Raw genomic sequence first — 19,957 nt, forward strand, 5'->3', positions numbered from 1 at the left:
CACTGCGGGCCCCACCTCAGGTTCTCCGCGTTTTTTCGAGATGTCTGCTTCCCTGGATCAACTGATTTCCCGCGCCGAACGTCTGCTCTCCCGTCTGGAGGCCATCCTGCCGCAACCGCTGACGGCCCCTGACTGGTCGGCCTCCGTGGCGTTCCGCTACCGCAAGCGCGCCGGCCGCCCGGTGATCGAGCCGGTGCGCCACGTGGCCTCCATCCGCCTGGCCGACATCCGCGAGGTCGACGGGCAGAAGGAACGCCTGGTGCGCAACACCGAGCAGTTCGTCGCGGGACGCAGCGCCAACAACGCGCTGTTGACCGGGGCGCGCGGCACCGGCAAGTCCTCGCTGATCAAGGCCTGCCTGAACGAGTTCTCGGACCGCGGCCTGCGCCTGATCGAGGTCGACAAGGCCGACCTCGTGGACCTGCCGGACATCGTCGACCTGGTGGCCGGCCGGCCCGAGCGCTTCATCATCTATTGCGACGACCTGAGCTTCGACGAGGGCGAGCCCGGCTACAAGGCGCTGAAATCCATCCTCGACGGCTCGGTGGCGGCGGCCACGGCCAACGTGCTGATCTACGCCACCTCCAACCGGCGCCACCTGCTGCCGGAGTACATGAAGGAGAACCTGAGCTACCAGCACACCGAGGACGGCGAGGTGCACCCGGGCGAGGTGGTCGAGGAGAAGATCTCGCTGTCCGAGCGCTTCGGCCTGTGGATCAGCTTCTACCCGTTCAGCCAGGAGGAGTACCTGACCATCGCCGCGCAGTGGCTGCGCCACTTCGGCGTTTCCGAGGAGGCCATCGCCGCGGCGCGCCAGGAGGCACTGGTGTGGGCGCTGGAGCGCGGCTCGCGCTCCGGTCGCGTCGCCTACCAGTTCGCGCGCGACTACGCGGGCCGGCAGGCGGGGGCGCCGGCATGAGCGAGGCGTGCCAGCCGGTGGACGTGGCCGTCGGCGTGCTGATCGACGCGGCAGGACGCTTCCTGCTGACCTCGCGGCCCGCGGGCAAGGTCTACGCCGGCTACTGGGAGTTCCCGGGCGGCAAGCTGGAAGCGGGCGAAAGCGTCGAGGACGCCTTGCGTCGCGAGCTGCAGGAAGAACTCGGCATCACGATCGGCGCGGTGCACCCGTGGAAGGTCGAGATGTACGACTACCCCCACGCGCTGGTGCGCCTGCACTTCTGCAAGGTCTACGACTGGCAGGGCGAGTTCGAGATGCGCGAGGCGCAGCGCATGGCCTGGCAGACGCTGCCGGTGGAGGTCACGCCGGTGCTGCCCGGCACCGTGCCGGTGCTGCGCTGGTTCGCCGAGGAGCGCGGCTTCGAGGGGCCCACGCACCGCGGCTGAACGCGGCCGCGGCGGTCCGCACGTCAGTGCGGGCCGTTCGGGTCGTCCGGGTTGGCCTGCGCGTCGGGCGGGGCGGGCACGCGGTAGCTCTCGCTGGCCCAGGCGCCCAGGTCGATGTTCTTGCAGCGCTCGCTGCAGAACGGCCGGTAGGGATTGGCGGTGGAGTACACGTGCTCGCTCCCGCAGGTGGGGCAGCGCACGGTGGGGCCGCTCGGCTGGTTCATGGTGGTTGGATCCCGTTCAGCACAGCGTGAGCTCGAAGCTCACGTCCTCGTCGCCGGCCGGACGCAGGCGCCCGTCGGGCTCCTGGCGCATCATGCGGATCGACACCATCAGGCGGTGGCCGCTGATCTCCGGGATCACGCCCAGCGCCGGGTCGATGCGCACGCGCAGCAGCTGGAACGTGCGGCCGGCCGGCAGGCTCTGTTGGTACTGCCCGTGCGGGGCCACCACCTTGTGCGGCGTGCCCGAGTCGCGCAGCAGCCCCAGCAGCACCTTCAGCGCCTCGGCCAGCGGGGTCAGCGTGGCGATCCATTGCGCGAGGTCGGCCTGGCGGCGCGCCGCGGGCAGCTGCTGCCACGCGTAGTAGGCCGGCAGGTCGAACTCGCAGGTGCCGCCCGGGATGCTGATGCGGCTGCGGATGCTCATCAGCCATTCGTTGGTCGTCAGCGACTGCCCGGCCTTGCCCGGCAGCTCGTTGAGGCCCTGGAACGCGTGGTCGATGCGCGCGATGACCTCGTCGAGCACGCGCTCGGAAATCGACGGGTTGCCGCGGAAGGCGTTCAGCTGCGCCTTCTGGCGCTCCAGTTCCTTCAGCAGGTCGGACTTCAGGTCGGCCCGCGAGGCCACGTCCATGATCTCGAACATCGTCGCCAGCGCGTAGTGGTGGTCCACGGCGGCTTCGCGCGGCATCAGTTGCCCCAGGCGGTCGAACAGGTGCTCGAGCCGGAGCATGGTCCGGATGCTCTCGTTGAAGGGGTATTCGTACAGAGTCAAGGCAGGATTCCTCGGCTGCGCCCGTTGCATCATGCTGCGAGTGCAGATTCGCGGCATTGTTTCACAGCCCGGGGGGCGTGACCAAGGGCGCGACAGACTCGGTTACGGTCTGGCGGGGTACCACGCGCGCCACAGGGTGGCCACGTCCTCGCGCAGCTGTTCCAGCGTGACGCCGTCGTTGCACAGCACTGCGTCGGCCGCGGCCAGGCGCTGCGCGCGTGTGGCCTGCTGCGCGATGATGCGCTCGACTTCTTCCGGCTGCAGCCCGGAGCGGCGCGTGACGCGCTCGACCTGCGTCTCGGGACGACAGTCGACCACCAGGATGCGGTCGACCAGCGTGCGCCAGCGGCCGGATTCGACCAGCAGGGGCACGTCGAACACCACCGGCTGGCCCGGTTGCGCGAGCGCGGCGCGGCGCACCGTCTCGGCGCCGATCAGCGGGTGCAGCAGCTGCTCGAGGCGCCGCCGCGCGGCCGGGTCGCGGAACACCAGGTCGCGCATGCGGGCCCGGTCCAGCGCGCCGTCGGCGTCGATGTACGCCGGGCCGAACTGTTCCGCGATGGCGGGGATCGCGGCGCCGCCTGCGGCGGTCAGCTCGCGGGAGATCGCGTCGGTGTCGACCACCCAGGCCCCCAGCTCGGCGAGCATCTGGCACACCGTGCTCTTGCCGCTGCCGATGCCGCCGGTCAGTCCGATGCGCAGGCCGTTCATCGCGGGCCCCGGTGGTGCGTCAGTACCAGCCCAGCCAGGCGAGCACGGCGTCCGGGCCGATCAGGAACACCGCGATGCCGGCGCCGGCGAGGAACGGGCCGAAGGGCACGTAGCGCCCCTCGCGCAGGGCGCCGCTGGCCTTCATCACGACGCCGACCACGGTGCCGATCACCGAGGCGCCGACCAGGATGGGCAGCAGCATGGCCGGGCCGAGCCAGGCGCCCAGCGCGGCGAGCAGCTTGAAGTCGCCGTAACCCATGCCTTCCTTGCCGGTGGTCAGCTTGAACAGCCAGTACACGCCCCAGAGGCTGAGGTAGCCCCCCACCGCGCCCCACAGGGCCGACGACAGCGGGATGGTCCAGCCCAGGCCGGCGACGACCAGGCCGGCCCACAGCAGCGGCAGCGTCAGGTCGTCGGGCAGCAGGGTGGTGTCCCAGTCGATGAAGGTCAGCGCCACCAGCACCGCGATCGCGGCGCACCACAGCAGCGCGACGGGTTGCGGCCCGAGCTTCCAGGCCGTGGCGGCGAACAGCGCGGCCGTCAGCAGCTCGACCAGCGGGTAGCGGGGCGAGATGCGCGCCTGGCAGCTCGAGCAGCGGCCCTTGAGCATCAGCCAGCCGAGCACCGGGATGTTCTCGTGCCAGCGGATCTGGTGCCCGCAGTGCGGGCAGCGCGAGCGCGGGCGCGACAGGCTCAGCGGCTCGCCGGCATCTTCGGGCACGGGCTGGCCGAGCATCTCGGCGCTGTCACGCTTCCACTGCCGCTCGAGCATGAGCGGCAGGCGGTGGATCACGACGTTGAGGAAACTGCCGATGCAGGCGCCCAGCACGCCCAGGACGGCCGGTGACAGCCACCAGCCCCAAAGTTCGTTGTTCATCAGGAACGTTCAGACCACCTGGCCGAGCTTGAAGATGGGCAGGTACATCGAGACCACGATGCCACCGATCAGCGTGCCGAGCACGACGATGATGATCGGCTCCATCAGGCTGGACAGGCCCTTGACCGCCTCGTCGACTTCCTGCTCGTAGAACTCGGCCGCCTTGTTCAGCATGTGGTCCAGCGAACCCGATTCCTCGCCGATCGAACACATCTGCAGCACCATCACCGGGAACAGGCCGGTGGTGGTCATCGACATGGTCAGGCTGGAGCCTGTCGCGACGTCCTTCTGGATCTTCTCGGTGGCTTCGGCGAACACCGCGTTGCCCGAAGCCCCGCCGACCGAGTCGAGCGCCTCGACCAGCGGCACGCCTGCGGCGAACATGGTGGCCAGCGTGCGGGTCCAGCGCGCGACCGCCGACTTGTAGACCAGGTCGCCGAACACCGGCACCTTCAGCAGCAGGCGGTCCATCGTCTTCTGCATCTTCTCCGAGCGCTTCCACGACTCGAAGAAGAAGTAGGTGCCGCCGATGACGACGCCGAAGATGGCCCACCAGTACTCGACGAAGAACTCCGACATCGCGATGACCAGCAGCGTCGGGGCGGGCAGGTCCGCGCCGAAGGACGAGAAGATGTCCTTGAACGCGGGAATCACGAAGATCATGATCAGCGCGACGACCACGAAGGCCACCACCAGCACCGCCACCGGGTAGATCAGGGCGGACTTGATCTTGGCCTTGATCGCCAGCGTCTTTTCCTGGTAGGTCGCCAGGCGCTCCAGCAGGGTCTCGAGGATACCGCCGGCCTCACCGGCCTCGACCAGGTTGCAGTACAGCGCGTCGAAGTACAGCGGGTGCTTGCGGAAGGCGGCCGACAGGCTGGTGCCGGTCTCGACGTCGGCGCGGATCTCGTTGAGCAGCCGCGTCATGCGCGGGTTGGTGCTGCCGCGGGCGACGATGTCGAAGGACTGCAGCAGGGGCACGCCGGCGCGCATCATGGTCGCCAGCTGCCGGGTGAAGATGGCGATGTCCTTCTGCTTGATGGCCTTGCCGCCGCTGGTGCGGCGCTTCTTGACCTTGGTGACCAGCACGCCCTGCCGGCGCAGGCTGGCGCTGACCATCGCTTCCCCGCCGGCGCGCATTTCGCCGCGCACCGGCTTGCCATTGCGGTCCTTGCCCTCCCACTCGAAGATGTAGTCCTGAATCTTTTTCGCCGCAGCAGCAGTTGCCATAGTGCCTCCGGGGGCTCACCGTCCCCAACCGTCGGTTTCCTCTTGTCTATTCGTTCGTGACGGAAATCACTTCTTCCAGCGTCGTCACGCCCAGCTTGACCTTCAGCAGCCCGGCCTGTCGCAGGTCGCGCACGCCCTCCCTCTGGGCTTGCGCCGCGATGTCCATCGAACTGCCGTCGGCCAGGATGATGCGCTGGATCTCCTCCGAGATCGGCATGACCTGGTACAGGCCGACCCGCCCCTTGTAGCCGTTGTTGCAGGCCGAGCAACCGACCGCCCGGTAGGGCTTCCAGCTGCCGTCCAGTTCCTCTTCCTTGAAGCCGGCGCGCAACAGCGCTTCGCGAGGATACGTTGCGGGGGCCTTGCAGTTCTCGCACAGGCGCCGCGCGAGCCGTTGCGCCGTGATCAGGATCACGCTGGACGCGATGTTGAAGGGGGCCACCCCCATGTTGCGCAGACGCGTCAGTGTCGACGGTGCGTCGTTGGTGTGCAGCGTCGACATCACCAGGTGACCGGTCTGGGCGGCCTTGATCGCGATGTCGGCGGTTTCCAGGTCCCGGATCTCGCCGACCATGATGATGTCCGGATCCTGGCGCAGGAAGGCCTTCAGCGCGGCCGCGAAGGTCAGGCCCGCCTTGTCGTTGACGTTGACCTGGTTGATCCCGGGCAGGTTGATTTCCGCCGGGTCTTCCACGGTGGAGATGTTCACGCCCGGCTGGTTCAGCAGGTTCAGGCAGGTGTACAGCGACACGGTCTTGCCGCTGCCGGTCGGGCCGGTCACGAGGATCATCCCGTAGGGGCGGTGGATCGCCTCCAGCAAGCGTTCCTTCTCTTCCTTCTCGTAGCCGAGCGCGTCGATGCCCAGCTTGGCACTGGACGGATCCAGGATACGGATCACGATCTTCTCGCCGAACAGCGTGGGCAGCGTGCTGACGCGGAAGTCGATCGGCCGGTTGCCGAACTTCAGCTTCATCCGGCCGTCCTGCGGCACGCGCTTCTCGGCAATGTCCAGGCGGGAGATGACCTTGATGCGCGAGGCCAGCTTGTCCTTGATCGCGATCGGCGGCTGGGCGATCTCGCGCAACTCGCCGTCGACGCGGAAGCGCACCCGGTAGTTGTACTCGTAGGGCTCGAAGTGCAGGTCCGAGGCGCGCATGTTGATCGCATCGATCAGCATCTTCTGCAGGAAGCGCACGACCGGCGCGTCCTCGACGTCGGCAGTGACGTCGGCCGACTCCTGCTGGGTGTCCTCCTCGGAGACGTCGAACTCGAACTCGCCGCCGACGATGTTCTCCAGCGCCTCGCTCGCGGAGGCATTGGTCGCCTCCAGCATGCGGGTCAGCTTGTCGTGCTCGACGATCACCCACTCGGGCGTCAGCTGGGTCGCGAACTTGATGCGCTCCAGGGCTTCCTGGTCGGTGGGGTCGGCCCCGCCGACGAACAGCCGGCTGCCGCGCTTGCCCAGCACCACCACCTGGTACTGCGCGCTGAGCTTGTTTTCCAGCAGGCCCTTGGGCAGGCGCTGCGGATCCACCGCCGACAGGTCCATCAGCGGCAGCGAGAGCGCATTCGACAGCGTGTGGGCCAGGTCGCTGGCCGAGACCGCGCCTGCCGCGATCACGGCCGACACGAAACTGATGCGTTTTTCCTGGGCCTGTTTGGCCAGCTCCTCGGCCGTCTTTGCGTTGAGCTTGCCCGCATTCACGAGCACCCGCGCAACGCCAGACAGGGTCGGATTCGGGGCCTCAGCCAGTGTGCTGTCCATGGATCAGGAAATCTCGGGGCAAGGCGAGCATTACTGCTCAGAAACCGCCTTGTTCAGGCACCAAAAGCCGGCGAATCATCGCTGATTCACCAAGTACTGTAAACCTGCCGAAAACGGGAAGCGCGTGCAAAAACCGCAGCCGGGCGGCAAATCATGCACGAATGAGGAAGGAAGTCTGGTCGGGGTGAGAGGATTCGAACCTCCGGCCTCTACGTCCCGAACGTAGCGCTCTACCAGGCTAAGCTACACCCCGTGGTTGTCTTCCGGCAGCCACCAGCCCTGGTGTCCAGGACCGGCTTCCGCCGCGCTCTGACCGGATCAGGAAGATCGGTCGACCGAGCGAACGCATAATTCTAGCAGAGCTTCGCGAAATGGCGAAGGGGGAATCAAATCGAGTGCGCTGCGCGCACGCTGCGCCTCGGCGCGGGCCGCTTCGCGCGTGGCCTCCAGCGCGCCGGTTTCCGTGACGATGCGGATGATCTCGGGCAGGCGCTCGACCTCCCCGTGCTCGATGGCCTTGCGCACGAGTTCGCGCTGCTCGGGCGTGCCGCGCTCGATCGCGATCAGCAGCGGCAGCGTCGGCTTGCCTTCGCGCAGGTCGTCGCCGACGTTCTTGCCCAGCGTGGCGGTCGAGCCTTCGTAGTCGAGCGCGTCGTCGATCAGCTGGAACGCGGTGCCGAGCGAGCGGCCGTAGTCGGCGCAGGCTTCCTCGACGGCCGCCGGCGCGTCGGCGAGCACCGCGCCCAGGCGGGCGCTCGCCTCGAACAGCTTGGCCGTCTTGTAGCGGATCACCTTCAGGTACGCCGGCACGTCGATGTCCGGGTCGTGCATGTTCATCAGCTGCAGCACCTCGCCCTCGGCGATCACGTTGGTCGCGTCGGCGAGGATCTGCAGCACGCGCATGCGGTTGACCGACACCATCATCTGGAAGGCGCGCGAGTAGAGGAAGTCGCCGACCAGGACGCTCGGGGCATTGCCGAACAGCGCGTTGGCGGTCTCGCGGCCGCGCCGCAGCTCGGACTCGTCCACGACGTCGTCGTGCAGCAGCGTCGCGGTGTGGATGAACTCGACCACCGCGGCCAGCTCGTGCCGTTCCGGGCCGCGGAAGCCCAGCGCGTTGGCGACCAGCAGCACCAGCATCGGACGGATGCGCTTGCCGCCGGCGGAAACGATGTAGTGGCCGATCTGGTTGATCAGTGCCACCTCCGAGGACAGGCGCTTGCGGATCAGGGCATCGACCTCGGCCATGTCGGGGGCGATGATCGCAAGGGCGCTGTGGGCGTTCTGGGTGGCAGGAGGAGAGGAGGTGGCAGACACGAGTGGACAAGCAGAGGAATCCCTGAATTATAGGGAGGGGGCCGTCACCCGGCTGCGGCGCGGCCGGGCCGGTGCGCCGGGCCGCCGGCGGGGTGGCAGGGCGCCTGTGCGATCCGTGCTACAATCTCGGGCTCGGTCCAAAAGGCCGGGATTGACTATTGTCTATTCAAGGAAGCCGGCCCGTCGGGGCGGCTGTCATCGAGAGAGAGGCTGATATGTACGCGGTCATAAAAACCGGCGGCAAACAGTACAAGGTTGCTGCTGGCGAGAAGATCAAGGTAGAACAGATTGCTGCGGACGTCGGCCAAGAGATCGTGATCGACCAGGTTCTCGCCGTGGGCAACGGCGCCGAGCTGAAGGTGGGCACGCCCTTGGTTGCCGGTGCAAGCGTCAAGGCCACGGTGGTGGCGCATGGGAAGCACGACAAGGTGCGCATCTTCAAGCTGCGCCGTCGCAAGCACTACAAGAAGCAGCAGGGCCATCGTCAGGCCTACACCGAGCTGCAGATCAGCGCGGTCAACGCCTGATCCCGCCGGCCATAGTTTTTCAGGAGCTCATCAACCATGGCACAGAAAAAAGGCGGCGGTTCCACCCGGAACGGCCGCGACTCCCAACCGAAGATGCTGGGCGTGAAGGTGTTCGGCGGCCAGGTCGTCCCGGCCGGTTCGATCATCGTGCGCCAGCGCGGCACCCGTTTCCATGCCGGCACCAACGTCGGCTGTGGGCGTGACCACACGCTGTTCGCCCTGGTGGACGGCAAGGTCTCGTTCGAGGTCAAGGGTCCGCTGAACCGCAAGGTCGTGACCGTCACCCCGGTCTGACCGCCCGGATGCGCCTTGCGCACGTGAAGCCCCGGCCCGCCGGGGCTTTGTCGTTTGCGGCAGGTGCTGAAGTACCATGCCCCGTGTCGTCCACCGGCGCGAGGCTGTCCATGAACAAGAGCGGCGTCCTGCTGATCGTCATCGGCCTGGTCCTGCTGGCCCACAACCTGGGCTGGCTGAGCTGGCAGTGGCTGTCGGTGTGGTGGCCGCTGATCCTGGTGGTCGCCGGCGCGTGGTCGATCTTCGCGAACCGCAGCGCGGACTCCGACAGGCACAAGGCCCGAGGGCCTGACAGGCAACCATGAAATTTGTAGACGAGGCTTACATCGACGTCGCTGCCGGCAACGGCGGCGCCGGCTGCGTGAGCTTCCGGCGCGAGAAGTTCATCCCCTTCGGCGGCCCGAACGGTGGCGACGGCGGCCGGGGCGGGCATGTGTTTGCCGTCGCGGACCCGAACCTCAACACGCTGATCGACTTCCGCTACGCGCGTCGCCACGAGGCGCGCAACGGCGAGCCGGGCCGCGGCTCGGACCAGTTCGGCGCGGCCGGCGACGACGTGGTGCTGCGCATGCCGGTGGGCACGATCATCAGCGACGCCGACACCGGCGAGCAGATCGCCGAGCTGATGGTGCCGGGCCAGAAGGTGATGCTCGCCAAGGGCGGCGACGGTGGCTTCGGCAACCTGCACTACAAGTCCAGCACCAACCGCGCGCCGCGCCAGCGCACCCTCGGCTGGCCGGGCGAGCAACGCCGGCTCAAGCTGGAGCTGCGCGTGCTGGCCGACGTGGGGCTGCTGGGCATGCCCAACGCGGGCAAGTCGACGCTGATCGCCGCGGTGTCGAACGCCCGTCCCAAGATCGCCGACTATCCGTTCACCACGCTGCACCCCAACCTGGGCGTGGTGCGCGTCGGCCCCGAGCAGAGCTTCGTGATGGCCGACATCCCCGGGCTGATCGAAGGTGCGGCCGAGGGCGCCGGCCTGGGCCACCAGTTCCTGCGCCACCTGCAGCGCACGCGGCTGCTGCTGCACCTGGTCGACCTGGCACCGTTCGACGAGGGCGTCGACCCGGTCGCGCAGGCCCGCGCCATCGTGGCCGAGCTGAAGAAGTACGACCCCGGGCTGTACGAGAAGCCGCGCTGGCTGGTGCTCAACAAGCTGGACATGGTGCCGGCCGAGGAGCGCGCCCAGCGCGTGAAGGACTTCGTCAAGCGCTTCAGGTGGAAGGGGCCGGTGTTCGAGATCTCGGCGCTGACGCGCGAGGGCTGCGAGCCGCTGATCCGCGCGATCTACCAGCACCTGGAGGCCACGCGCGAGCAGGCGCCCCAGGCGCCGGACGTGCGCTTCCAGCCGGCCGAGGACGCCCCGCCGGCCCCCGACCCGGACGATCCGCGCTTCCGCTGAGCCGCCGGGGCCTCCTGTTCCGTTGACGTATCGGTTTTGAGTCCATGAGTGACGTGCTCAAGAACGCGCGACGCATCGTCGTGAAGGTCGGCTCCAGCCTCGTGACCAACGAGGGGCGCGGGGTCGACGCGCAGGCGATCGGGCAGTGGTGCGCGCAACTGGCCGAGCTGTCGCGGCGCGGCCGCGAGGTGGTGATGGTCTCCAGCGGCGCGATCGCCGAAGGCATGCAGCGCCTGGGCTGGAGCGTGCGCCCGAAGGAGATCCACGAGCTGCAGGCCGCTGCCGCGGTGGGCCAGATGGGCCTGGCGCAGATCTACGAGAGCAAGCTGCGCGAGCACGGCCTGGGCAGCGCGCAGGTGCTGCTCACGCACGCCGACCTGGCCGACCGCGAGCGCTACCTCAATGCACGCTCGACGCTGCTGACGCTGCTGCGCCTGAAGGTGGTGCCGGTCATCAACGAGAACGACACCGTGGTCACCGACGAGATCAAGTTCGGCGACAACGACACGCTGGGCGCGCTGGTGGCCAACCTGGTCGAGGCCGACGCGCTGGTGATCCTGACCGACCAGAAGGGGCTGTACTCGGCCGACCCGCGCAGGGACCCGAACGCGCGCTTCATCCACGAGGCCGAGGCCGGCAGCCCCGAGCTGGAACAGATGGCCGGCGGCGCCGGCTCCAGCATCGGCAAGGGCGGCATGATCACCAAGGTGCTGGCGGCCAAGCGGGCCGCGGGCAGTGGCGCGTCCACCGTCATCGCCTGGGGGCGCGAGCCGCAGGTGCTGGTGCGCCTGGTCGACGGCGAGTCGATCGGCACCCTGCTGTACGCCTCCACGCCCAAGCTGGCGGCGCGCAAGCAGTGGATGGCCGACCACCTGCAGCTGCGCGGCGCGGTGGTGGTCGACGACGGCGCGGTGGCCAAGCTCCGCGAGGAGGGCAAGAGCCTGCTGCCGATCGGCATGGTGCAGGTGATCGGCGAGTTCGCGCGCGGCGACGTGATCGCGGTGCAGTCGCTGGCCGGCGAGGAGATCGCGCGCGGCCTGGCGAACTACTCCAGCAGCGAGGCGCGCCTGATCGCGCGCAAGCCCTCCAGCGAGTTCGAGCGGCTGCTGGGCTTCACCGGCGAGCCGGAGATGATCCACCGCGACAACATGGTGCTGACCTGAGCCGGCCGCGGCGGCTCAGGTGCGGCCGCGCGGCTTACTCGGGGTCGGCAGGGTCGTCGTCGGGCTGCACCGGTGCGGGGCGGTGGCGCTCCTCGCGGGAGGCCTCACGCTGGTGCGGGCGGGCGCCGCCGCGCAGGTAGCGGTTGTGGTGGTTGACCCGCGGCAGGAAGCGCGCGAGCTCGGTCAGCGCCATCTGGTAGACGTCGCGCTTGAACTCGATGACCACGTCCAGCGGCACCCAGTAGTCGTTCCAGCGCCAGGCGTCGAACTCCGGGTGGTCGGTGGCGCGCAGGTTCATGTCGGAGTCCCGGCCGGTCAGCTGCAGCAGGAACCAGATCTGCTTCTGCCCCTTGTAGTGGCCGCGGGCGTCGCGCCGGATGTAGTGTTCGGGCACCTCGTAGCGCAACCAGTCCTTGGTTCGGGCGATGATGCGCACATGCTCGGGCTTCAGGCCGATTTCTTCGTGCAGTTCACGGAACATCGCCTGCTCGGGAGTCTCTCCGTGTTTGATGCCCCCTTGGGGGAACTGCCAGGAGTGCGTGCGGATGCGCTTGCCCCAGAAAACCTGATTCTTCTGGTTGAGCAGGATGATGCCGACGTTGGGCCGGAAGCCTTCCCTGTCGAGCATAATCGAACCTCGAATTCGTCAATTGAAACCATTATTGCACCGACCGGTGCGGTTTCAACCCCTCGAAAGCCCACACCTTTCCCGGCTCGAGGCCGGGCGTGGCCGTTGACATGAAAGCCTCCCAGTTCTTCATTTCCACCCTCAAGGAAGCGCCCTCGGACGCAGAGATCGTCAGTCACAAGTTGATGATGCGCGCCGGCCTCATCAAGCGGCTGGGCGCCGGCATCTACAACTACATGCCCATGGGCCTGCGCGTGATCCGCAAGGTCGAGCACATCATCCGCGAGGAGATGAACCGCGCCGGCGCGATCGAGCTGCTGATGCCGATCGTGCAGCCGGCCGAGCTGTGGCAGGAGACCGGGCGCTGGGACAAGATGGGCCCGGAGCTGCTGCGCGTGAAGGACCGCCACGACCGCGACTTCGTGATCCAGCCCACCTCGGAGGAAGTGATCACGGACATCGCGCGCCAGGAGCTGCGCAGCTACCGGCAGCTGCCGAAGAACTTCTATCACATCCAGACCAAGTTCCGCGACGAGCGCCGGCCGCGCTTCGGCGTGATGCGCGGGCGCGAGTTCACGATGAAGGACGCCTACTCCTTCGACCGTGACCTGGAGTCGGCGCGCGCCAGCTACCAGACGATGTACGACGCCTACGTGCGCATCTTCCAGCGCATGGGGTTGCAGTTCCGCGCAGTCGCGGCCGACACCGGCGCGATCGGCGGGCAGGCCTCGCACGAGTTCCAGGTGATCGCCGACACCGGCGAGGACGCGATCGTCTACTGCGAGCAGTCGGACTACGCGGCCAACATCGAGCTGGCCGAGGCGCTGCCGCTGATCGCCGAGCGCGCCGCACCGGCCCAGCCGCTGGCCAAGACGCCGACGCCGGGCAAGTCCACCTGCGAGGACGTCGCCGAGCTGCTGCAGCTGCCGCTGTCGCAGACGGTGAAGTCGCTGGTGCTGGCCACCGACGAGAAGAACGAGGCCGGCGAGGTGGTCAGGACCACGGTGTGGCTGCTGCTGGTGCGCGGCGACCACGAGCTCAACGAAGTCAAGGCCGGCAAGATCGAGGGCCTGAAGGACGGCTTCCGCTTCGCCACCGTCGCCGAGATCGAGGAGCATTTCGGCTGCAAGCCGGGCTACCTGGGCCCGATCGGCCTGAAGAAGCCGGTCAAGGTGGTGGCCGACCGCACGGTCGCGAACATGAGCGACTTCGTCTGCGGCGCCAACGAGGCCGATTTCCACTACACCGGGGTCAACTGGGGCCGCGACCTGCCCGAGCCGGACCTGGTGGCCGACATCCGCAACGTGGTGGCCGGCGACCCCTCGCCGGACGGCAAGGGCGTGCTGTCGATCCAGCGCGGCATCGAGGTCGGGCACGTGTTCCTGCTGGGCACGCGCTACTCCAAGGACATGAACGCCACCTACCTGGACGAGTCGGGCAAGCCGCAGCTGCTGGTGATGGGCTGCTACGGCATCGGCGTCACCCGCATCCTGGGCGCGGCGATCGAGCAGAACCACGACGAGCGCGGCATCATCTGGCCGGACGCGATCGCCCCGTTCCGCGTGGTGATCTGCCCGATCGGCTACGACCGCTCGGCCGAGGTGAAGGCCGCGGCCGACCGCCTGCACGACCAGCTGGCCGACGCCGGCATCGACGTGATGCTGGACGACCGCGGCGAGCGCCCCGGCGCGATGTTCGCCGACTGGGAGCTGATCGGCGTGCCGCACCGCGTGGTGATCTCCGACCGCGGGCTGAAGGATGGCAAGGTCGAGTACCAGGGGCGCCGCGACAGTGCCGCGACGCCGCTGGCAGCCGACCAGGTGTTCGACTTCCTGCGCGAGAAGTTCTTGGCATGAACCGCGCCGGCCTGACGCGCCGCCAGTGGGCCGGTGGCGTGGCCGGATGGCTGGCGCTGGCGTTCGCCCCCGTGGCGCGCGCCGGCGCGCAGATCGAGGAGCCGCTGGCGGACTCGGTGCGCACCGCGCTGTCGGCGGTGATCGCCAACTCCGCGCCGCCCAAGCCCACCTTCGCCCACATCGAGGAGCGGCTGCGCTACCTGCGCTGGCTGGGCGCGATGAGCGACCGGCTGAAGCGGCGCAAGCCCGACATGCAGACCCGCATCGAGTTCCTCGAGACGGTCTGGTACGAAAGCCGCCGCGCCGGGCTGGAGACGGCGCTGGTGCTCGGGCTGATCCAGGTCGAAAGCGGTTTTCGCAAGTACGCGATCAGCAAGGCCGGCGCGCGTGGCTACATGCAGGTGATGCCGTTCTGGAGCCGCCTGATCGGCGACGGCGATGCCAGCAAGCTGTTCCACATGCAGACCAACCTGCGCTTCGGCTGCGTGATCCTGCGCCACTACCTCGACCTGGAGAAGGGGGACCTCTTCATGGCGCTGGGCCGCTACAACGGCAGCCGCGGCCGCCCGGAGTACCCGAACGCGGTGTTCGCGGCGCGCCGGCAGTGGGAGTACGCCGACCCGCCGCAGGGCTGAGGCGGGGGCCTCAACCGCCCAGCCCGCCCCAGGGGCGGGGCCTTGCCTGGCTCACGCCCAGCAGCGCGAGCGCGCGCTCGACGGTGTCGTCCACCAGCTCGTCGATGCTCTGCGGGCGGTGGTAGAAGGCCGGCAGCGGCGGGAACACGATGCCGCCCATCTCGGTGACCGCGGTCATGTTGCGCAGGTGGGCCAGGTTGAACGGGGTCTCGCGCACCATCAGCAGCAGCCGGCGGCGCTCCTTGAGCGCCACGTCGGCGGCGCGCGTGAGCAGGTTGTCGCCGAGGCCGTGGGCGATCGCGGCCAGCGTCTTCATCGAGCAGGGGGCGACGACCATGCCGTCGCAGGCGAAGCTGCCGCTCGCGATCGCCGCGCCGATGTCCGACGGCGAGTAGGCCACGTCGGCCAGGGCTTCGAGTTCGCGCCGGTCCAGGCCGAGTTCATGGTGCACGTTGAGCACCCCGGCCGGGGTCGCGACCAGGTGGGTCTGCACCCCCGCTTCGCGCAGGCGCTGCAGCAGGCGCAGCCCGTAGACCGCCCCGGTGGCGCCCGTGATGCCGACGACGAGGCGGCTCATGCGCGCTCGTCGTTCAGGCCTGGGACGTGCCGAGCACCTGCTGCAGTTCGCCGGCTTCGTACATCTCCATCATGATGTCCGAGCCGCCGATGAATTCGCCGTTGACGTACAGCTGGGGGATGGTCGGCCAGTTGGAGTATTCCTTGACGCCCTGGCGGATCGCATCGTCCTCCAGCACGTTGACGGTCTTGAAGTCGGACACGCCGCAGGCCTTGAGGATCTGCACGGCGCGGCCGGAGAAGCCGCACATCGGGAACTGGGCCGTGCCTTTCATGAAGAGCACCACCCGGTGGTTCTTGACGATGTCGTCGATGCGTTGTTGAACGTCGCTCATGGTGTGTGGTTCGGTTCGGGGAGACAGGAGGTCGAACCCCTCTTTATAGAGCAAAAGCCGACCCCCCGTGTCCGCCCCGGGTCATCTCCCGGCCAGGCCGCTGCGGTTCGGTGCGGCGCGCTCAGAAGGCGTAGGACAGGCCGAACTGGATCACGGGCGACAGGCGCCAGTCGCCCAGCGGCCCCGGCAGGTCCATCTCGCCGACGCGCCGGCCCTCGTCGCCGTTGAGCCAGGCCCCGCCCGCGGCGGCCCCGAGCTTGACGGTCGAGCGCGGCTTGAGCATCACCATCCCCACGTCGGCGAAGAAGCTCCAGTTGCTGCCGCGCCAGGACGGTTCGGTGTAGCCCATGCCGATGTAGGGCAGGGGACGCGTGTGCAGGTCCAGCGTCATGGGCGTGCGCAGGCCCGTCAGGCCCAGGCCGGAGCCCGGCGCGCCCAGCGCGGCAAGGCCGGCGTGATCGCCCAGCCGCTCGCCGGCCAGCAGGCCCCCGCTGGCGCGAAAGCCACCCTGCCGGTCGAAGTAGTAGTCGCCCATCATGCTCCAGTTGCCCAGCGCCGTGCGGGCGTTGCCGTCCAGCCGGGTCTCGTACACCCGCAGGCCACCGAGGCGCACGCGGAACCGGTCGATGCCGAAGTCGGGCATCTCCTCCAGGGGCACGGCATAGCTCAGGCGCACCTTGGGGCCGTCGATGCGCAGCTGCAGGACGCCGTCGGCACGGGCGGGCGCGAATGCCGCCAGCAGGACGAGGGCAATGGCACCGTGAACGTTGCTGAGCGTCTTCATGGCCTGACTCCCTGAAAACGGGCGGCCGCCCGGGGCGGCAGCGCCGGATGGGCCCATGCTAGACCGGTCCCGGCGGTCCGCCAAGCACCGCGATCGAGGGGAAGGCCGCGGCCGCCGTGACCGAAGACGCACCTGATGCAGGTGATACGTCTTGAAACGATTGGACGGCGACGCCGGTCTTCAGTTCCACCGGCCGCCGGTGCAGCGCGGGCGGTGACCCAGGTCGTGGCGGGTCTGGATGCGCTGAAAGCCCGCCTCGCGCAGCAGGGCCTGCACCGCCTCGGCCTGGTCGTGACCGTGCTCGAGCAGCAGCCAGCCGCCCGGCAGCAGGTGGTGCGGGGCGGCGGCCACGATGCGGCGCAGGTCGTCCAGGCCGTCGGGGCCGGAGGTCAGCGCTCGTTCGGGCTCGTGCTGCAGGGCCGGAAGGTGCGGGTCACCGTCGGCGATGTAGGGCGGGTTGCTGACGATCATCTCGAGGCGCCGGCCGGCCAGCGGTTCCAGCCACGAGCCGTGCAGCCACTGCACCGCCAGTCCGAGGCGCTCGCCGTTGGCGCGTGCCACCGCCAGGGCCTCGGCGCTCAGGTCCACCGCGCTGACCTCGGCCTGCGGCAGGCTGTGCTTGAGCGCCAGCGCGATCGCGCCGCTGCCGGTGCCCAGGTCCGCGACGCGGGGGGCGGGCAGCGGGCGCAGCAGCTCGACCGCCCAGTCGACCAGCGTCTCGGTGTCCGGGCGCGGCACCAGCACCGCGGGCGTCACCGCGAGCGTCAGGCCGTAGAACTCGCGCGTGCCGACCAGGTAGGCAAGCGGCTCGCCGGTCGCGCGGCGCTGCACCAGCGCCTCGTAGCGGGCCAGCTGTGCGGGGGGCAGCGGGTCGGTGTCGTGCGCGAGCAGCCAGGCGCGGGCACGCCCGGGCGGCAGGTCCAGCACGTGGGCCAGCAGGGCCTGGGCGTCGATGCGCTCCAGCCCGCGCTGCACCGCGGCCTGCCAGGCCTGCGCGACGGTGGTGCGGGCGCGGGCGTCGTCGTTCATGCGCGGCCCCGCTCCAGCTCGTCGAGCTGCTCGGCCAGCTGTTCGGCCTCGCGCGCGGCGATCAGCGCGTTGACCACCTCGTCCAGCTCGCCGTCCATCACCGCCTGGAGGCGGTACAGCGTCAGGTTGATGCGGTGGTCGGTGAGTCGCCCTTGCGGGAAGTTGTAGGTGCGGATGCGGTCGCTGCGGTCGCCGCTGCCGATCAGGCTCTTGCGCGTGGCGGCTTCCTTGCTCAGGCGCTCGTGGCGTTCCTTCTCGCGCAGCCGCGCGGCCAGCACCGCCATCGCCTTGGCCTTGTTGCGGTGCTGCGAGCGGTCGTCCTGGCACTCGGCCACGATGCCGGTGGGCAGGTGGGTGATGCGGATCGCCGATTCGGTCTTGTTGACGTGCTGGCCGCCGGCCCCGCTGGCGCGGAAGGTGTCGATGCGCAGGTCGGCCGGGTTGATCGCGATCTCCTCGGCCTCGTCCGGCTCGGGCATCACGGCCACGGTACAGGCGCTGGTGTGGATGCGCCCCTGGGTTTCGGTGGCCGGCACGCGCTGCACGCGGTGGCCACCGGATTCGTACTTCAGGTGCTTGTAGACGTCCTCGCCCTCGATGCGCACCACGGCTTCCTTGTAGCCGCCGAGGTCCGACTCGCTGCACGACATCATCTCGGCCTTCCAGCCGTGGCGCTCGGCGTAGCGCAGGTACATGCGCAGCAGGTCGCCGGCGAACAGCGCCGACTCGTCGCCGCCGGTGCCGGCGCGGATCTCGAGGAAGGCGTTGCGCGCGTCGTCCGGGTCCTTGGGCAGCAGGGCGCGCTGCAGTTCGTCTTCGAGGCGCAGCAGCTCGGCCTCGGCCGCGGCGATCTCCTCGCGGGCCATCTCGGCCATGTCCGGGTCGGACAGCATCTCGCGTGCGCCGGCGAGGTCGCGTTCGCGCTGCAGGTAGCGTTCGTAGCGCTGCGCGACCGCGGCCACCTCCGCGTGCTCGCGCGTCAGGCCGCGAAAGCGCGTGATGTCGCTCAGCACGTCGGGTGCGGCCAGCACGGCGTCCAGGTCCTTCAGGCGCTGCAGGTAGCGGTCGAGCTGGAGACGCAGGGAGGGTTTCATCGGCGGCAGGTGGGGGCAGGAACGGCTCGGGCCGTGGGCAGGCGGGCGCCTCCGCGGCGGAGGCGGGCCGGGGCCTGCGCTAACGGCGGCCGCAGGGGCGGGAGGTGCCGCGCAGGAACAGCCGCGCGACGGTGTCGGCCAGCTGCTCGCGGTGTTGCGCATCGGCGCTGCGCAGTTCGGCCAGCGCGCCGTGCAGCATCTTCTGGGTCAGCCCGCGCGACAGGGCTTCCAGCACGGTGTCGATGTCCTCGCCGCGTGCCAGGGCCTTGCGTGCACGCGCGAGCTCGATGTCGCGCCAGGCATCGGCCTGGGCGTTGAGTGCCTGGATCAGCGGCACGGTGGCGCGCTGGTCCAGCCAGTGGACGAAGCTCTGCACTCCGGTCTCGATGATGGCTTCGGCCTGGGCGACGGCCGCCTGGCGCTTCTCGCCGGCGGTCTGCACCACCGCGGACAGGTCGTCCACGGTATACAGGTAGACGTCGTCCAGTTGCGCGACCTCGGGCTCGATGTCGCGCGGCACGGCCAGGTCGACCATGAACATCGGGCGGTGCTTGCGGGCCTTCAGCGCCCGTTCGACCGCGCCGAGGCCGATGATCGGCAGCGAGCTCGCGGTGCAGGAGACCACCACGTCGAACTCGGCCAGGCGCGACGGCAGGTCGGCCATGCGCATCGCCTCGGCGCCGAAGCGGGTGGCGAGCTTCTCGCCGCGCTCCAGCGTGCGGTTGGCCACGGCCATGGCCTTGGGCGACTTGGCGGCGAAGTGCGTGGCGGCCAGCTCGATCATCTCGCCGGCGCCGACGAACAGCACCTTGACGTCGCGCAAGTCCTCGAACAGCTGCCCGGCCAGCCGCACCGCGGCGGCGGCCATGCTGATCGAATGCGCGCCGATCTCGGTGGAGGTGCGCACTTCCTTGGCCACCGCGAAGGAACGCTGGAACAGCTGGTGCAGCGTGGTGCCCAGCGTGCCGGCGGCGTCGGCCTCGCGCACGGCCTGCTTCATCTGGCCGAGGATCTGCGGCTCGCCCAGCACCATCGAGTCCAGCCCGCTGGCCACACGGAACGCGTGGCGCGCCGCCTGGCCATCCTCGAGCACGTAGGTGTGCCGGGCCAGTTCGGTGCCGGAGATGCCACCCAAGCCCGCCAGCCAGTCCATGGCCGGGCGCACCAGGTCGGACGGAGCCGCGCAGTACAGCTCGGTGCGGTTGCAGGTGGAGATCAGCGCCGCTTCCGGGCGCAGGCTGAAGCGCTCGCGCAGGCTGCGCAGCGTCGGCCCGAGCTGGTCGAGCGTGAACGCAAACCGCCCCCGCAGGTCGACGGGAGCGGTCGTGTGGTTCAGGCCGAGGGCGAAGACGCTCATGCCCGGATTATAAAATTTCGAAGTCTTTCAAGCACTT

General features: G+C 69.1%; 23 protein-coding genes and 1 tRNA gene. 9 read left to right on the forward strand and 15 right to left on the reverse strand.

Going from position 1 to position 19,957, the window contains the following annotated elements; genetic code table 11:
- Window positions 1–40 precede the first annotated feature (40 nt).
- A complete protein-coding gene (locus IS481_RS03780) occupies window positions 41–919 on the forward strand; it encodes an ATP-binding protein (RefSeq protein ID WP_104358366.1) in 879 nt (292 codons plus the stop codon).
- The gene (locus IS481_RS03785; RefSeq protein ID WP_104358367.1) at window positions 916–1,344 is read left to right on the forward strand and encodes an NUDIX domain-containing protein; all 429 of its coding nucleotides are present in this window, start codon (window positions 916–918) and stop codon (window positions 1,342–1,344) included. Before IS481_RS03780 ends, IS481_RS03785 begins: the two co-directional genes overlap by 4 nt.
- Before the next feature lie 23 nt (window positions 1,345–1,367).
- On the opposite strand, the gene IS481_RS03790 is transcribed toward IS481_RS03785, so the two are convergent.
- The 8 genes from IS481_RS03790 to ispB form a co-directional block, all read right to left on the reverse strand.
- Complete coding sequence (locus IS481_RS03790) at window positions 1,368–1,568, reverse strand: DNA gyrase inhibitor YacG (protein ID WP_104358368.1); 201 nt, start codon at window positions 1,566–1,568, stop codon at window positions 1,368–1,370.
- A 16-nt stretch (window positions 1,569–1,584) separates the two neighbouring features.
- The gene (gene zapD, locus IS481_RS03795) at window positions 1,585–2,340 is read right to left on the reverse strand and encodes a cell division protein ZapD (RefSeq protein ID WP_104358369.1); all 756 of its coding nucleotides are present in this window, start codon (window positions 2,338–2,340) and stop codon (window positions 1,585–1,587) included.
- A 102-nt stretch (window positions 2,341–2,442) separates the two neighbouring features.
- Window positions 2,443–3,051 carry a dephospho-CoA kinase gene (gene coaE, locus IS481_RS03800; RefSeq protein ID WP_104358370.1) on the reverse strand — a complete coding sequence of 203 codons (609 nt, stop codon included), beginning with the start codon at window positions 3,049–3,051 and terminating at the stop codon, window positions 2,443–2,445.
- Between the two features lie 19 nt (window positions 3,052–3,070).
- Complete coding sequence (locus IS481_RS03805) at window positions 3,071–3,928, reverse strand: prepilin peptidase (RefSeq protein WP_104358371.1); 858 nt, start codon at window positions 3,926–3,928, stop codon at window positions 3,071–3,073.
- Between the two features lie 9 nt (window positions 3,929–3,937).
- A complete protein-coding gene (locus IS481_RS03810; protein ID WP_104358372.1) occupies window positions 3,938–5,158 on the reverse strand; it encodes a type II secretion system F family protein in 1,221 nt (406 codons plus the stop codon).
- Between the two features lie 46 nt (window positions 5,159–5,204).
- A complete protein-coding gene (gene pilB / locus IS481_RS03815; RefSeq protein WP_104358373.1) occupies window positions 5,205–6,923 on the reverse strand; it encodes a type IV-A pilus assembly ATPase PilB in 1,719 nt (572 codons plus the stop codon).
- Window positions 6,924–7,099: 176 nt separating this feature from the next.
- Window positions 7,100–7,176 (reverse strand) — tRNA-Pro (locus IS481_RS03820).
- A gap of 65 nt (window positions 7,177–7,241) precedes the next feature.
- Complete coding sequence (ispB, locus tag IS481_RS03825; protein WP_232529566.1) at window positions 7,242–8,171, reverse strand: octaprenyl diphosphate synthase; 930 nt, start codon at window positions 8,169–8,171, stop codon at window positions 7,242–7,244.
- 284 nt (window positions 8,172–8,455) lie between these two features.
- Here ispB and rplU point away from each other — a divergent pair, with 284 nt between their 5' ends.
- From rplU to proB, 5 genes are all read left to right on the forward strand, one after another.
- Window positions 8,456–8,767, forward strand: a complete 312-nt coding sequence (rplU, locus tag IS481_RS03830) for a 50S ribosomal protein L21 (RefSeq protein ID WP_104358374.1) — start codon at window positions 8,456–8,458, stop codon at window positions 8,765–8,767.
- Window positions 8,768–8,803: 36 nt separating this feature from the next.
- Entirely contained in the window at window positions 8,804–9,061 is a 258-nt protein-coding gene (gene rpmA / locus IS481_RS03835) for a 50S ribosomal protein L27 (protein ID WP_104358375.1), read from the forward strand.
- 110 nt (window positions 9,062–9,171) lie between these two features.
- Window positions 9,172–9,366, forward strand: a complete 195-nt coding sequence (locus IS481_RS03840; protein WP_104358376.1) for a LiaI-LiaF-like domain-containing protein — start codon at window positions 9,172–9,174, stop codon at window positions 9,364–9,366.
- Window positions 9,363–10,463, forward strand: coding sequence for an Obg family GTPase CgtA (gene cgtA / locus IS481_RS03845; RefSeq protein ID WP_104358377.1), 1,101 nt, complete (start codon window positions 9,363–9,365; stop codon window positions 10,461–10,463). The genes IS481_RS03840 and cgtA overlap by 4 nt, the downstream gene beginning before the upstream one ends.
- A 44-nt stretch (window positions 10,464–10,507) precedes the next feature.
- Window positions 10,508–11,626, forward strand: a complete 1,119-nt coding sequence (gene proB / locus IS481_RS03850) for a glutamate 5-kinase (RefSeq protein ID WP_104358378.1) — start codon at window positions 10,508–10,510, stop codon at window positions 11,624–11,626.
- A gap of 34 nt (window positions 11,627–11,660) precedes the next feature.
- Here proB and IS481_RS03855 read toward each other — a convergent pair whose 3' ends face one another.
- Complete coding sequence (locus IS481_RS03855) at window positions 11,661–12,254, reverse strand: RNA pyrophosphohydrolase (protein WP_104358379.1); 594 nt, start codon at window positions 12,252–12,254, stop codon at window positions 11,661–11,663.
- A 110-nt stretch (window positions 12,255–12,364) separates the two neighbouring features.
- On the opposite strand from IS481_RS03855, the gene IS481_RS03860 reads away from it, so the two are divergent.
- Window positions 12,365–14,110, forward strand: coding sequence for a proline--tRNA ligase (locus IS481_RS03860; RefSeq protein WP_104358380.1), 1,746 nt, complete (start codon window positions 12,365–12,367; stop codon window positions 14,108–14,110).
- On the forward strand, window positions 14,107–14,745 hold the full coding sequence (locus IS481_RS03865; protein ID WP_104358381.1) for a lytic transglycosylase domain-containing protein: 639 nt from the start codon (window positions 14,107–14,109) through the stop codon (window positions 14,743–14,745). The genes IS481_RS03860 and IS481_RS03865 overlap by 4 nt, the downstream gene beginning before the upstream one ends.
- Before the next feature lie 10 nt (window positions 14,746–14,755).
- On the opposite strand, the gene IS481_RS03870 is transcribed toward IS481_RS03865, so the two are convergent.
- From IS481_RS03870 to hemA, 6 genes are all read right to left on the reverse strand, one after another.
- Complete coding sequence (locus tag IS481_RS03870; protein WP_104358382.1) at window positions 14,756–15,322, reverse strand: UbiX family flavin prenyltransferase; 567 nt, start codon at window positions 15,320–15,322, stop codon at window positions 14,756–14,758.
- Between the two features lie 13 nt (window positions 15,323–15,335).
- Window positions 15,336–15,656 carry a Grx4 family monothiol glutaredoxin gene (gene grxD / locus IS481_RS03875; RefSeq protein WP_104358383.1) on the reverse strand — a complete coding sequence of 107 codons (321 nt, stop codon included), beginning with the start codon at window positions 15,654–15,656 and terminating at the stop codon, window positions 15,336–15,338.
- Window positions 15,657–15,777: 121 nt separating this feature from the next.
- Window positions 15,778–16,440: a hypothetical protein gene (locus IS481_RS03880; protein ID WP_104358384.1), complete on the reverse strand. Its 663-nt coding sequence runs from the start codon at window positions 16,438–16,440 to the stop codon at window positions 15,778–15,780.
- A gap of 180 nt (window positions 16,441–16,620) precedes the next feature.
- Complete coding sequence (prmC, locus tag IS481_RS03885; RefSeq protein ID WP_104358385.1) at window positions 16,621–17,469, reverse strand: peptide chain release factor N(5)-glutamine methyltransferase; 849 nt, start codon at window positions 17,467–17,469, stop codon at window positions 16,621–16,623.
- Window positions 17,466–18,563, reverse strand: a complete 1,098-nt coding sequence (gene prfA / locus IS481_RS03890) for a peptide chain release factor 1 (RefSeq protein ID WP_104358386.1) — start codon at window positions 18,561–18,563, stop codon at window positions 17,466–17,468. Before prfA ends, prmC begins: the two co-directional genes overlap by 4 nt.
- A gap of 79 nt (window positions 18,564–18,642) precedes the next feature.
- A complete protein-coding gene (hemA, locus tag IS481_RS03895) occupies window positions 18,643–19,920 on the reverse strand; it encodes a glutamyl-tRNA reductase (protein WP_104358387.1) in 1,278 nt (425 codons plus the stop codon).
- Window positions 19,921–19,957 lie beyond the last annotated feature (37 nt).

Source organism: Caldimonas thermodepolymerans (genome assembly GCF_015476235.1).
Taxonomy (GTDB): Bacteria; Pseudomonadota; Gammaproteobacteria; order Burkholderiales; family Burkholderiaceae_C; genus Caldimonas; species Caldimonas thermodepolymerans.